10 protein-coding genes are annotated in these 13297 nt (G+C 71.7%); 3 read left to right on the top strand and 7 right to left on the bottom strand.

Features of this window, described 5'->3' with window-relative positions; all coding sequences use genetic code 11:
• Window positions 1–77 precede the first annotated feature (77 nt).
• Window positions 78–851, top strand: a complete 774-nt coding sequence (locus GF068_RS01520) for a hypothetical protein (RefSeq protein ID WP_338046159.1) — start codon at window positions 78–80, stop codon at window positions 849–851.
• A 118-nt stretch (window positions 852–969) separates the two neighbouring features.
• Here GF068_RS01520 and GF068_RS01515 read toward each other — a convergent pair whose 3' ends face one another.
• Entirely contained in the window at window positions 970–2673 is a 1704-nt protein-coding gene (locus tag GF068_RS01515; RefSeq protein ID WP_153817503.1) for a protein kinase domain-containing protein, read from the bottom strand.
• Window positions 2674–2963: 290 nt separating this feature from the next.
• On the opposite strand from GF068_RS01515, the gene GF068_RS01510 reads away from it, so the two are divergent.
• Window positions 2964–4358, top strand: coding sequence for a hypothetical protein (locus GF068_RS01510; protein WP_153817502.1), 1395 nt, complete (start codon window positions 2964–2966; stop codon window positions 4356–4358).
• A gap of 48 nt (window positions 4359–4406) precedes the next feature.
• The gene (locus GF068_RS01505; protein ID WP_153817501.1) at window positions 4407–4955 is read left to right on the top strand and encodes a GNAT family N-acetyltransferase; all 549 of its coding nucleotides are present in this window, start codon (window positions 4407–4409) and stop codon (window positions 4953–4955) included.
• Between the two features lie 446 nt (window positions 4956–5401).
• Here the strand turns inward: GF068_RS01505 and GF068_RS01500 are convergent, their stop codons facing one another.
• The 6 genes from GF068_RS01500 to GF068_RS01475 all read right to left on the bottom strand — a co-directional run bounded on the left by GF068_RS01500 (window position 5402) and on the right by GF068_RS01475 (window position 13267).
• Window positions 5402–6721, bottom strand: coding sequence for an outer membrane protein assembly factor BamB family protein (locus GF068_RS01500; RefSeq protein WP_338046158.1), 1320 nt, complete (start codon window positions 6719–6721; stop codon window positions 5402–5404).
• An 11-nt stretch (window positions 6722–6732) separates the two neighbouring features.
• Window positions 6733–8052 carry a YfgM family protein gene (locus tag GF068_RS44710; protein ID WP_338046157.1) on the bottom strand — a complete coding sequence of 440 codons (1320 nt, stop codon included), beginning with the start codon at window positions 8050–8052 and terminating at the stop codon, window positions 6733–6735.
• 123 nt (window positions 8053–8175) lie between these two features.
• Window positions 8176–11517, bottom strand: coding sequence for a sulfatase-like hydrolase/transferase (locus GF068_RS01490; RefSeq protein WP_153817499.1), 3342 nt, complete (start codon window positions 11515–11517; stop codon window positions 8176–8178).
• Window positions 11514–11990: a transcription elongation factor GreA gene (gene greA / locus GF068_RS01485; protein ID WP_153817498.1), complete on the bottom strand. Its 477-nt coding sequence runs from the start codon at window positions 11988–11990 to the stop codon at window positions 11514–11516. The genes GF068_RS01490 and greA overlap by 4 nt, the downstream gene beginning before the upstream one ends.
• Before the next feature lie 87 nt (window positions 11991–12077).
• A complete protein-coding gene (locus GF068_RS01480; RefSeq protein ID WP_153817497.1) occupies window positions 12078–12404 on the bottom strand; it encodes a hypothetical protein in 327 nt (108 codons plus the stop codon).
• A 5-nt stretch (window positions 12405–12409) separates the two neighbouring features.
• Window positions 12410–13267: an outer membrane protein assembly factor BamD gene (locus tag GF068_RS01475; RefSeq protein ID WP_153817496.1), complete on the bottom strand. Its 858-nt coding sequence runs from the start codon at window positions 13265–13267 to the stop codon at window positions 12410–12412.
• Window positions 13268–13297: the final 30 nt, after the last annotated feature.

Below are 13297 nucleotides of genomic sequence, written 5' to 3'. Positions count from 1 at the left end.
AGGGCTTGGCGAGGCGTCAGGGCCCTTTCGTCACCGAGGATTTCTGTCCAGGCCCTCCACGGTGATACCGTGCGCTCGTGGGAACGAAGAGAGCGTTGCATCGGGTCGCCGCCCTCGCCATGTCGGCGCTCGTGGTGAGCGTGGGAGCCGTGAGCTGCACGTCCACGGAGTTCATCCAGGAGCCGCCGGGACAACCAACCGACCGCGCCTCGGGCGCCGTGCCCGCAGGCGCAATCGGCGTATGCAAGCGCGACGGGACGAAGCGCCCGCCCATCGTGAACGAGAAGCTCTGGGAGCACGCCAAGACGTGCACGTCGAAGACGCCCGAGAAATACATCCGCCTCGGCTACACCGACAAAGACGACCCCGGCGTCGAGCAGCAAAACGAGCAAATCCTCGCCGCGCTGAAGGAAGCCCCGAAGGAAGACGGCGGCAACAACCAGTTCGTCGCGATGCTCCGCGGCGTACGACAGCGCTCGCTGGACATCCCCGCGCTGCGCTACCGCGTCTCACGCGACACGACGTCCGCCGGCGCCTGCGACTTCACGTACATGCTCAACACGATGGGCAAGGCGCGCGAGAAGATCGAGCGCGACGCCTGCACAGCCGAGGTCTTCGACCCGGAAGAGCGCAAGGAAGTCTGCCTCTTCGACAACAGCGAGGGCCTCTGGCTGACCGCCGGTTGGGCATGTCTGATGAACGTGCGCGCGCTGGGCTCGGACCAGTCATGCCATCGTTTGTGCGCATACGATGATTACTGCGCACGGCAAGTGAGCTGCGCAGGCGCAGACATCGATCTGCTGCTCTGCGCGATGGGCGTGTGTTTGCCCGAGCAGACCGGTACGTACTGAGGGAGAGGCGGGGCATCGCCCCGCGCCCCAGGAGGGGGCTGTCCGCCCCCTCCACCCCGGACCAGGCACGGCCTGGACCGAAGGCGACAGCGCGCAAGCGCGCTGTCGACGAAGAGAGTCATTCGTAGGGGTCGGTGGTGTCGATTTTGCCGCCCGTCGGCGCAGGCACCTTCGTCGGCGGCCTCCACCACGGAGGCGGATACCAGAGGCCGTCGACGCGCTGCCAGCCACCCCCAGCGTTGTGCGGGAGGTATTTGTAGCCCGGCGAGCCGCCGTCCACGAGGCCCGCGTCGAGCGCGGCCGCGTCGCTCGCATCCGCATCGAGGGCCGCGTCGCTCGCACCTGCATCGAGGGCCGCGTCGCTCGCACCTGCATCGAGGGCCGCGTCGTCGATCGGCGCAGCCGCGCTCGCAGGAGGAGCCGCGCTCGCAGAGGGCGCAGCCGTGATCGCCGGCGCCGTCGGAGCGGGAACAGGCGCAGCCGCCACCTTCGCAGGCGGCAGGAGCCAGCGAAGCGCAGGCGGGACGAGCGGCTCGGCCATGGGCAAGTGCCCGAGCCGAAGCGCAGCCGCCGCGCCCCCGACCGACACGAAGAGCAAAAACACGAGCCACGGCCACACGGACCGCTTGCGCTTCGACGTGACGAGCGCCGTCGGCGCAGCAGCCGGGGGAGGGGGCACGCTCGGGACGACGATCGCGGGCGGCGGCGCGGGTGAAGCCCCCCCGCCGTCGAGCGAGACCGGGATGATGCCCTCGAGCGAAGCCCCACGCGACGACGGAGGACCGCCGCGCCGCCGCGACGCAGGCACCTCGTTGCTCTCGACCCCACGCGCATCCGCAGCCTGGATCGACGCGGCGATCTCGGCGCGCCGCTGCGACGATCGTTCGCCCATCACCTTGCGCATGAACGAAGCCACGTCGCCGTCGGTCACGGCCGCGCCGATGGCGTTCGTGATCTGATCGAGCGCGCGTTGCATCTCGGCGCAGTCGATCCAGCGATCGGAGGCGCGCTTGGCGAGCGCGCGCATGACCACGGCCTCGAGGTCCGGCCGCACGGAGGGCACGAGCTCGCGGAGCGGGACGGGATCGTTGCCGACGATGTTGTCCATCGTCTGTTTGTCCGTGCTCGCCTTGAACGGGTGCCGCCCGGTGATCATCACGTACATGAGGATCCCGAGCGAGAAGATGTCCGAGCGCCGATCGAGCCGCTCGCCGCGGATCTGCTCGGGCGACATGTAGTGCGCTTTGCCCTTCATCATGCCGGGCACGCGCGTGATCGTGACGTTCGCCGTGGCCTTCGCGACGCCGAAGTCGACGATCTTCACGATGCCGTCGTACGAGACCATGACGTTCGCGGGGTTCACGTCGCGGTGCACGAGGCCGAGCGGTTGGCCCTCGTCGTCGCGCATCTCGTGCGCGGCGTTCAGGCCCGCGCAGGCGCTCGAGAGGATGCGCAGGAGCAAGGGGAGGGGAAAGCCGCCCTGCTCCTTGGCCGCGCGGTTGATCACGAAGAGCGACTCTCCGTTGATCCACTCCATCACGATGTAGAGCACGCCGTTCTCGTCGCCGAGGTCGAGGATCTCGGCGACGTGCGGGTGCCGGATGCGCGACGCGAGCCGCGCCTCGTCGAGGAACATCGCCTCGAACTCGGGATCTTCCGAGAGGCCCGGCAGCATCGTCTTGATGGCGACGAGCTTCTGGAAGCCGCGCGAGCCGACCATGCGCGCGGCCCACACGGCGGCCATCCCGCCCTGCGCCACGGGCATGAGGATCTCGTAGCGTCCTAGCGTGACGCCGGGCTTGAGATCTCGATTATGAAGCACGAACGAGGATCCTCTCGGATGCGTCCGCGGCAGAGGGACCGCGAGGGAAAAGGGGAGCGAAGGCTACCGCGCAGGGGAGGGTGTCACGATCGCCGCTCGCCGCTCAAGAGGAAGCAGCGGAATCGCCCACGAGGGGCACAAAAGCGCGGGGGCGAGCGTGCGAGCGAAGAAAATTCGAGGGGTTTCGAGGGCGGCGCCTCGGCGGGCGAGGGCGGGCCCGTGCGCGGCGGGAGACGGCGCGACGGGAGTCGTGATATGGGCAAACTGCGAGGCAAACGAGCGCGACGACCATGGTTGATAGCCCGATCCCGCCCCCGAAAGACGACGACGACGAGGATGTCCACTGGGCCCTGTCGACGGCCTCCGCGCTGTGGGGGCGCGGGGAGCACGCCGAAGCGCTGCGCTGGCTGAAACGCGCCGCAGAGCAGGCCTCGGACGCAGACAGGGACATGCGTTCGCTCGAGCTCTTCAAGGCCGCGGCGGACATCGCGCCCATGCTCGCCGCCGCGTCGCAAGCCGCGTCGCAAGCCGCGTCGCAAGCGCCCGCGCCCGAGCCTGCGCCTCAGGCCGCGCCTCAGGCCGCGCCCCAGGCCGCGCCCCAGGCCGCGCCCCAGGCCGCTCCGCTCCGCTCGACGCCGCCGCCGCCCCCGGGTCGCCCGGGCCCGCCGCCGCTCCCGGGGCGAGGTGTCGCCGCGCCGCCGCCGCGCGCGCCGCTCGTGACCCAGCCTCCGGTCTCGCAAGCGCCGGTCTCGCAGGCCCCCGTGACGCGCAGCGCGCCGCCTCCGCCTTTGCCGCGTGGCGCGCGCCCGGCGGCGCCGCCGGCGGTGACCCCCGCGCCGCCCTCGGTCGGCCCGCAGAGCCACGTGCGCCCGAACATGGCCGGTCCGACGTCCGTCGGGCCCGCCGTGTTGCCCGCGGGCGTCGCGCCCCGCGCCGCCACGCCTGCACCCGCCGCCCCTGCGCCGGCCGCGGCGCCGGGCAAGGCTCCTGGGGCGCCGGGGCCTCGCAAGCGCCTGCCGTCGCGCACCGGCGCGCGCAAGAGTGCAGCGGCCATGGCCGCGGTCGTTCCCGCCGCGCCTGGAGGCGCCCGCACCCCGGCTGCGCCCGTCGCGCCGAAGGCCGCCGCGGCGTCCCCCGCGCCTGCGCAGGCCACGCCGAAGCGCAACGCCCCGAAGACGACCGTGATCGATCAGGCCTGGGGTGATTTCGTCACCTCGGCGCCGCCGGTCGCGCCGCCGCCGCCGCCGCCCCTCGAGGACGAGATCACCGCCGCGCGTGCGCGGAGCGCGCTGATGGACATGCCGGTCGACGACCTCGACGGCGAGACGAACGTGCTCTCGGGCAAGGACCTCGGCCGCATCCCGGTCGCGCAGGAGCCCGCGTCCGCGCCGGCTGCTGCGCCCACGCCGGCGCGTGTTGCCCCGGTCGGGCCTGCTCCTGTGCGCCCTGCGGCGCCCGCCATCACGACCCCGACCCCTTCGCCGACGGCTGCGCCTGCGCCTGCTTCGGCGGCTCGGGTGGCTTCGGTCGTGGCGGTTCGGGTCGCGGTCGTGGGACGGGAGGGGGAGATTCGTGTCGTCCCGCTCGCTCCTGGCCAGAACCCGCCGCCGGGCACGGCCGTGGCCTTGCTCGTGCCTGCGGGGGAAGAGGATGCCGCTGTGATCGGCCGCCTCGTGGGTCTTTAGGCGAGCCGAGCTCCGCCGCCGAACTCCTCAGACGAAAGGTTCACGCCCATGACCGACGCATCGGATCGAGTGCCGCCGCAGCGCATCCGCATCACGCGGCTCCAGGAGACGCAGGTCAGCGACCTCGTGGAGCTCGAGCAGGCCTGCACGGCCATGTACCACGACATCGGCTTCGACGCGGCCGAGGTGCCGGCGCGCACCTGGAACGACATCGCGCACCTGCCGCGGCACCACAACGTCTTCGTGGCCGAGGCTGATCACGAGGTCGCTGGTTACCTCGCGTGGCGCGACGAGTCGCCGGGGGTCGCGTACCTCGAGGAGCTCTCGGTTCATCCGCGGTTCCAGCGCTTTGGTGTGGGGACGCGGCTGCTCCAGGCGTTCGAGGAGGACGCGCTGCGTTGTAACTTGCACGACGTCGTGTTGCGTACCTTCGAGAAGGCCACGTGGGCGCAGGTGTTTTACGCCCACCACGGATTTTCGCCGCTGGGGGACCAGGCTTCGCGGAAGGTGCTCGGGTGGCGCGACGAGCGTTCGGGCGCGCGTCCGCTGACGAGGCCGGGCGAGGTCCTGATGTGGAAGTCGCTCCGGGCGCAGTGAGCTCCGGCTGGTAGGTCGAGCGCGAAGGGCGGGGTGCGCGGGGGCGCGCCTAGCTCGAGCTCTGCCTCTTGCATCGACCGCATCGCGGTCGATGTGTTCGGTCCAGGCCGTGCCTGGTCCAGGTCCAGGGGCGGACAGCCCCTGGTCGGGCCCGGGGTGAAACCCCGGCGTGACGCCGTGGAGCACCCACCGGTCCGCCTCGAGGCGGATCGCGAAAGTTGACATAATGTATCTTATGCGAAATTCTACGGTGGCCGGAGGAGGGGGATCCACGCCGGAAACCGACTCGAAACCAGGCGTTCTTCGGGTTCGTCTCGACACACGGCCGCCCTGGCGACGCGCACGCGCACCTCGACCGCGACGCGCCGAGCTCCAAGCTGGAGCTCTGGCCCGTTCCGTCCTCGTTCGACCTTCCGGGGCTCGCCTCGACGCCCCTCGCCGGCTCTTCAGCCCTTCACGCCGAGCCAGCGCGTCCCGTCGGACTGCGGCTGCGGTGTTGGCGGCGTTACCTGCACGCCCAGGAACGATCCGCCGTTCCCGACCACGAACGCTCGCACCCCGAACGCGGCCGGCGTCATCGCGAAGCTGCCGCCCGGCAGGATCCCGTCGATGAGCCCACCCGTCACGGGTGAGAACAGGAACAAGCCGTACCGCGTCGTCCCCACGAGCAGCGCTCCTGCCACGGGCACCGGCGCTGTGATCCCGCCTTCCGGCAAGTTCCGCCGCCAGAGCGTCCGCCCGTCGTTTGGATCGAGCGCCCAGAGTCCCGTGAGCCCGCTCGCAGCGAACAGGATCCGCTGCGCCGGCACGGTCAGAGCGTCTTTCAGCGGCCCCGTACGCCGCGCGTGCTCCGGTTGCTCCCACAAAACGAGCTCCGTCACGCCCACGGCCTTCTCGTTCACCCACGCCCGCGTGCCGTTCTCCGCGTCGAGCGCGTACACGCCGCCCGCGTAGCTGCCCACGAACACGACCTCACCCGAGGTGATCCGCGCTACCACCGGCGTCGTGTCCACGTCCAGGTAACGCGGCGTGTCACCGCCGGTCTGCTGCTCCGCTTCGGCTGCGAGATCCACGGCGGGCCACTGCTCCGAGCCGTCCTCGAGGTCGTACGCGAGCACGACGCCGTCCGAGAACGCCGTGTAGATCTTGTCTCGCCCGAGCGCGACGCCGGCATAACCGGAGACCTCCATCCCGAAGGCCGGCGTCCGGTGCTGGTGCCACTTGAGCGCTCCGGTCGCCGCGTTCATCGCGATGAGCGTGTCGTTGGCGTTGTTCACGTACACCACGCCGTTGCGCAGCGCCGGCTTCCGAGCCACCACGGCGTTCGTCGCGAACCGCCAGAGCAAGCGGCCGTTCGACGCGTTCACCTTGTAGAACGCGCCGTCGTTCGAGCCGAAGTAGACGACGTCCTCGTCGGCGTCGTAGAGCGGCTCGCTCTGCACGGGGCCCATGGTCTCGAAGCGCCAGAGGGTCGAGCCGTCCTCGACGCGGAGCGCGTAGAGGCCGTTGTCGCTCGACGGGACGAAGACACGCATGCCCGCGACGTCGATCGCTGGCTTGCCTCGCTCGTAGACCTCGGACTGCTGGCGAGACTCGGCCGTGAGTGGCCTCCGGTAGGTGATCGAGAGCGTGCCGCCTGGATGGTGGAGCCACGTTGGGACTTGCGGCGTGGCCGGGATGCTCAGGCTCTCGCAGCCGAGGAGCGGGAGCGCGAGGGCCGCGGCGGCCGCGAGAACCGAGCGCGAGATCGCGACGGATGCCCTCACGCGTCCCTCCTTCACGGCGTCCCGCCCTGCTGCATCGCCTTCTTCTTGGCCTCTTCCATCATGCGCCGCGCCTTCTCCTGGATGTCGGCAGGCAGAGGCCCGCCGCCTCCGAACGGAGACACCTGCGCGGCCGCAGCGCTGGGATCGATCTGGACCATGAGATCCTGCACCGCGCCCTTGAGGTACTCGAGCGGCTCGGGCTCCTTGCTCGGGAGCGCGAGTTTGTCGGAGAGCGGCTTCAGGATCTCCTTCGCCTTGTCCTTGTTGCCCTTGGCGAAGAGGAGGCGCGCCTCGTGGTACGTGGCGAGGTCCTTGTACCCCTTCACGTCGATGCCCGAGAGCTCCTTGAAGCTCGCCATCGCGCCGTCGAGATCCCCCTTGCCTTCCTTGGCGTAGGCGATGCCCTCGGTGGCGCGGCCCTTCACGTCCGGATCCGCGGCTGCGAGCGGCGACGCGAGCACGGACGAGTAGGCCTCGATCGCCTTGTCCCACTCGCGTTTGTCGAGGTACGTGGCCCCCTGCCCGAGCCGCGCGAGCAGCGCCGCGCCCGTGCCCGCGTACTGTTCGATCACCTTCGTGTACGCGTCGAGCGCGGCCTGCGCCTTCTCGGCCTCGGTCTTGAAGACACGCGTCGGGTCGTTCTCCTTCTCCTCGTCGGTGCGCTTGTCCTCCTCCATCACGAGCCCGTGACGGGCGGACACACCCGCGAAGAGGTCCTCCGAGGCGTTGCCGAGCTTCTTCTCGACACGCGACGACCAGAACGCATACCCGCCCGCGCCGACGATGGCCGCGAGGACCACCCACTGCAAAACGCCGACGTTCGCCTTGAGCCACTTCGTGACGGCAGACGCCGTGCGCGCCAGCGCGTCGTCGACCATCTCGCCGGCGTCGAGAGAGCTCGCGACCGGGCGACGCTCGGCCTCGTCCGCCTGCTCGCGGCGCCGCTTCAGGAGCTCCTTGGCGCGCGCATTCTTGTCACGAGGGAGCGAGGCGTCGTCCTCCGCGGCCTCCGCGGCGCCGCCGACGCGCTTCTTGCGCCGCGCGAGCGCATCCTCGCGCCGCCGCGCCGCGCGGTTCGGCTTCGCGGCCTCCTGCTTCTCGTCCTCGTCGGGCTCCGCGGCCGCTTCCCCGCCCTCGATCGCGCTGTCCTCTTCGCCGCCGACGCCGAGCGCAGCAGCGACGCGCTTCGCGGCCTCGTCGCCGCCTTCCTCTGCAGGATCCGACGCGCGGGCCTTCGAAGGCTCGTCGTCTCCCGAGGTCTCCGCCTCGCGCGCGTCCTCGTCCTCGCGCTTCGCGCGGCCCTCTTCCGACTTCTTGTCCTCTCGCGACACGCCCGGGACTCTAGCCGCGCCGCCCCCGGCGTCAATCGGCCTCATCGCGGTTTCCGCGGGCCTTCCGCGGCCCTTCCGGGGCCTCGGTCCCCGCCCGAGCGCCCCGGCCGTTCGCAACAAAAGTCACGGATTTCGCGGAGGATCGCCGCCAGAACCGCCGTCCTCGCCCTCCTCGGGCGTCCACGGCTCGGGCGGCGGTGGAGGCAACTCGGGGACGAGCGGCACGACCGCGCAGGCCGAGAGCTCCACGTTCTGCGTCGCGTAGACGACGAACTCGCCGTGTTGACCGGGGCGCACCTTCACCGCCGCGGGCAGCGGCGCGAAGACCTCCTGCGGCTTGTCTCCCGGCGGCACGTAGAGCGTCGCCGCCGTGCGCGCATCGAGCTCGGGCGCGCGCTTCGGAACGAGGCCGCCCGTCTCGCGATCGCCGCTGCTCACGAGGCGCCTGGTCCCCACGCCGAAGCGGATCTCGCCCGGCCGGTCGTCATTCGATCGCGCCCGGCAAAGGACCCGGAGCGCGTCGCCCGAGCCCTCGGACTTCGGCACGACCATGCCGACCGCCACGCCGCTCCGCGCGAACCGGCGGAGCTTCTGGAGGTCTCGATCGCGCGGGCCGCCGACGAGCTCGAGCACGTCCGCCTGGAGCGCGATTCTTAGGCCGTTCGGCAGCGGATCGGGCACGCCGAGCAGGCGGATGAGCGGCGCGCGGAGCTCGGGCCCGGCGCCGAGCGCGACGAGCGCCTCGGAGAGCGCGACGCGCGCGTGCTGGTAGCGCTCGGTCGCGAGGTGCTCGGCGAGCGCGGGCCGCGCCGCGTCCTGGCCGATCGCCGCGAGGGCCTCGGCCACGTGGGGCCGCAGGCGGACGTCGTCGAGCGCGTTGATGAGCGAAGGCAGCGCGGATTTGGCCCGGATCTTCGCGAGCGCGGCGACGATCTCCTTCGCGCGTTCGAAGGGGATGACCTCGCGCTTGTCCGCGCGTTTGCCGTAGGCCTCGCGGAACCACGCGACGAGATCGTCCTCGCCGCGTCCATCGCCGCCCTCGGCGAGCGCGAGCGCCGCGAGGCGCCGCCAGCGGGGATCCCGATCCTCGAGCAGCTCACGCGTGCGCGGCGCGCCCTCGCCGAGCCTCGTGAGCGTGAGCGCCGACCAGCGCCGCACCTCGTCGTCCTCGTCGCGCACGAGCGCGAGCCGCATCGTCGGCGAGACCTCGGGCCTGCGCAGTTCGAAGAGCACCTCGGCGGCCTTGCGCCGGATGAGCACGTCCGCGTCGTCGAGCAGGGCCGCGACGTCGAGCGCCGCGTCCGCGTCGCCTGCGATCCCGCGCCGGAGCGCCTCGGGCCAGCCCTTGCCCTCGCTGCGCAGCCCCGCGATCTCGTACCGCCCGTGCGAGGCCTCCACGCCGCGCAGCTCGCTCCGCATGTCGGCCATGTCGGCGGCGCGCGCGCCCGAGAGATCCCGCGTCTGCGCGGGATCTCGCTCGATGTCGTAGAGCGCGCACGCGCCGATCCTTCGAGCACAAACGAGCCGGAGGGACCCGCGCGCGAGCATGGTCATGGTCTCCGTCTCGGAGAAGGCAAAACCCCGCGCGTCCTCGGGGCTCGAGGCAGAGCCCGCGAGCGCGCGCCCGAGGTCCGCGCCGCGCACGCGCGCAGGCCTCGGGATGTCGAGCCCCGAGAGCACCGTCGGCAGCAGATCGACGAGCTGCACCGGCGAGGGCACGCGCCGCGGCGCGAGGAGCCCCGGCGCGTGCACCACGAGCGGGACGCGGACCTGCTCTTCGTAGACCGTGGTGCCGTGGTAACGGCCGCCGTGATCCTGGAACTCCTCGCCGTGATCGGCGCTCACGATCACCACCGCGCCCGGCCGACGCGCGCGCACCGCGGCGAGGATCGAGGCGAGGCCCGCGTCCGCCGCGGCGATCTCGGCGTCGTAACGATCGATGTCACGATCGCCGAACGGGTGCTCGGGGTGCGCCTCGTACGGCTCGTGCGGCTCGAAGAGGTGCACCCACAGGAAGACGCGGCTGCTCTTGTCGACGGCGTCGAGGTACGTCTCCACCTGCCTGGCGCGGCGCTCGGCGCTCGCGAACTCGACCTTGCGGTACTCGAAGTCGAGCCCGCGCTCGCGGATCGCGCCGAAGCGCTCGGCGTCGATGAAGAAGACCGCCGGCGGGAAGAAGGCCGCGGTCTTGTAGCCGTAACGGCGGAGCTGCCCGGCCCACGTCTCGGAGTCGGCGCCGAGCCCCTGCAGCACGAGCGGGCGGATGTACTTGCCCGTCATCAGCGAGGTGACGGCGTACGATGTGTGCGGCGTCGGCGTGTAGGCCCGCTCGAAGACCACGCCCTCGGCTGCGAGCGCGTCGATCGTCGGCGTCGTCTTGCGCTCGTATCCGTAGGCGCCCACGTGATCGGCGCGGAGCGCGTCGATCGTGACGAGCACGATGTCGCGGCCCGAGAGGTCCACCGCGCGCCCCGTCTGCGCCTGGCTCACGACGAGCTCGGTGTCGTCGAGCGGAGGCGGCGGCGAGAGCGCGGCCGCGATCTCCACGGCGTTCGCGAGCACCGGCGCGCGCGTGAGGTACACGAGTCGCACGTTGTCCGCGGGCGCGAGACGCGCCGCCGCCGAGGGCGCGGCCGCCGCCGAGAGCGCGAACAGGCCGAGCGCGAGCGCCGCGCGCGCGAGCTTCGAGCCGAAGGCCGCGATCGGGCCCTCCGGCTCGTCCAGGCTGCCGGGCCTCGTCCGTCGCGGCGCGTCCCACGCGACCGTGGCGAAGGGCGCGACGAGGAGCGCGAGCAGCGCGAGGCCACGATGAAAGGCCGGATAGAGGCGCGGCAGGACGAGCAGGTTGACGAGCTCGACCACGAAGAGCACGGCGAGCACGCCGAGGAAGACGCCCAGGCCGAACGTGCGCCGCGGCTTCGGCGCGAGCGCGCGCGCGATGATCGGCCCGACCACGAGCGCACCCGCGAACGCGACGGCCGCGACGATCCCCACGAACGGCGCGCGGAGGCCCCCCGAGAGGAGCCGGCCCGTGGACACGCCAAACGCCACCGCGCCCGCGAAACCCGCCGCGGCGAGCGCGAGCCCGATCCTGCCGATGCGCCCCTCTGCGTGCCGCGCGAGCTCGACGACCACGCCGCCGATCGCCGCGGCCGGCGCCGCCGCCGCGAACGCGATCGGCCAGAGCCCCACGAGCGCGAGCCCGAGCTCGTGCAGCCCGACGAGCTCACGGCGGAAGACGAGCGCGATGAGCACGAGCTCGACCAGCAGGAGCACGCCGATCGCGAGGTAGCCGTCTGCGATGCGCCACCCGAGCGGCAGATCCCGCGTCCGCGCGCGCGGCCGCGCCACGCTCGAGGTGTCCCGGTCCGGCTTCGGCGCCGAGACCGCGAGTCGACCTTTCGCGCCGCTCGGTCGGGGCGCGGCGGGCGGGACGTGCGCCCCCTCCCCGCCGCGGTTCGTCATGCGTAGGTGATCTCGAGGATCTCGTAGGTCCGCGGCCCGGCCGGCATGACGACGCGGACCTCCTCGCCGACCTCGCGGCCGATGAGCCCGCGCGCGAGCGGCGACGACACCGAGATGCGGTTCTGCTTGATGTCCGCTTCCTCGGGGCCGACGATCTGGTAGACGACCTCTTCGTCCGTATCGACGTTCACGAGTTTTACGCGCGCACCAAACTGAATTTTGCTTCCGCTCAGCTTGCTCGGATCGATGACCTCGGCGCGGCTCAGCGTCTGCTCGATGAACGAGATCCGCGCCACGATGAGCCCCTGACGCTCCTTCGCTGCGTGGTACTCGGCGTTCTCCGACAGGTCGCCGTGGTCGCGGGCCACGCTGATGTCCTTGACCACCTGCGGCAGCTCGATCTTCTTGAGCCGCTCGAGCTCCTCGCGCAGCCGAGCCTGCCCTTCGGGCGTCATGGGCACCTTTTCAGACATCGCAACACCTCGAGAACGACGCTCGGACACGCCGAGCCGGATCGAAGAACCCCTTTAGCATGTTCGCGCCGAAGCCGCGCCACCCCGTCAGGCCGGGCCCCGCCAGCGCACGATCCGACGCGGCATCGGCCGACCGGCGTCACGCGCCGCGCGCAGCGCCGCCTTGACCAGCGCCACGCCCGCCTTCTCCAGGCCGAGGGCGTCCACCCCTTCGGGTGCGCCCTCGAGCCGCGCGGTCACGTTCGTCCGGCCCTCCGCGCCGCCCTCGCTCGGCGGCTCGACGTGGATCTCGAGCGGCAGGTCGACCTCGGGCAGGTGCGCGAAGCCCCGGTACGTCGCGCCCGACGCCTCTTCCTGCCCGCGCACGAGCACGTAACGCACGCCCGCCGTGGGGCGCTTCTGCGACGCGTCCATGGGCCCTACGTCCCCTGCTTGCGCGTGGCCTTTTGCGCGTCGAGCTCCGCGAGGAACCCCTTCGCGGTCACGGCGAAGGGCCCGCCGTAGCCGTCGACCACCTTCTGGAAGACGGCGCGCGCCTCGTCGGGCTTGTTCATCCGCATGAGCGTCTCGCCCTTCAGCACGAGCGCCTCGGGCTCGAGCGCCGAGCCGGGGAAGAGCTTCAGCGCGTGATCGATCCGCGCGAGCACCGCCGGGTAGATGTCTTTCCGCAGGTAAAAACGCGCCACGTAGAGCTCGTGCCGCATCAGCCGGCCCTGCGCGGACGCGTGCATCTTGCGCACGTCCTCGGCGTAGCGGCTCCGCGGGTTGTCGCGCAGGAACGCGCCGAGCTCCCGGTACGCCTCGAGCGCCGTGCCTTGATCACGCTCCTCCTGCGGCGGGAGGAGGAACGTATCGTCGATGTCGCGGAAGAGCGACTTCGCGATGCGGTAACGCGCGTACTCGACGTCCCGATCCGTGCGGTGGTTCTGGATGAACTCGCGGTAGGCCGAGACGGCGTCCGCGTACTGCTCCTGCTCGAACGCGAGGTCCGCGATCCGCAGCTCCGCGAGCGTCGCGTACCGGCTGTACGGGAAGAGCTTGCGCACCTCGGCGAACAGGGCGCGAGCGTCCTCCCAGGCCTTGCTGCGGTACGAGCGCATCGCCTCTTCGTAGGCGCCGCGCGCGTCGTCCGTGTACGTGAGGGTCGCCTTGCGGCCGTCGCCGACCTGGAGGTCACAGCCCGCGGCCGCGAGGAGGAGAAGAGGCACGACGAGGCGGAAGGCCCGGGCGAAGCGCGCCGAGGACTTCGAAAGCGTCGAACCGCAGACCTTGCCCATCCCGCGCTCCGTAGCCCTTCCTCGGCCGGC

This window comes from Polyangium spumosum, assembly GCF_009649845.1.
GTDB classification, from domain to species: Bacteria; Myxococcota_A; Polyangia; order Polyangiales; family Polyangiaceae; genus Polyangium; species Polyangium spumosum.
This window is presented reverse-complemented; position numbering and strand designations above follow the sequence as displayed.

Excerpts from the sequence above, each read along its gene's own strand:
- GF068_RS01510 (WP_153817502.1), top strand. The coding sequence starts at position 2,964 with ATGGTTGATAGCCCGATCCCGCCCCCGAAAGACGACGACGACGAGGAT.
- GF068_RS01505 (WP_153817501.1), top strand. The coding sequence starts at position 4,407 with ATGACCGACGCATCGGATCGAGTGCCGCCGCAGCGCATCCGCATCACG.
- GF068_RS01490 (WP_153817499.1), bottom strand. The coding sequence starts at position 11,517 with ATGACGAACCGCGGCGGGGAGGGGGCGCACGTCCCGCCCGCCGCGCCC.
- greA (WP_153817498.1), bottom strand. The coding sequence starts at position 11,990 with ATGTCTGAAAAGGTGCCCATGACGCCCGAAGGGCAGGCTCGGCTGCGC.
- GF068_RS01480 (WP_153817497.1), bottom strand. The coding sequence starts at position 12,404 with ATGGACGCGTCGCAGAAGCGCCCCACGGCGGGCGTGCGTTACGTGCTC.
- GF068_RS01475 (WP_153817496.1), bottom strand. The coding sequence starts at position 13,267 with ATGGGCAAGGTCTGCGGTTCGACGCTTTCGAAGTCCTCGGCGCGCTTC.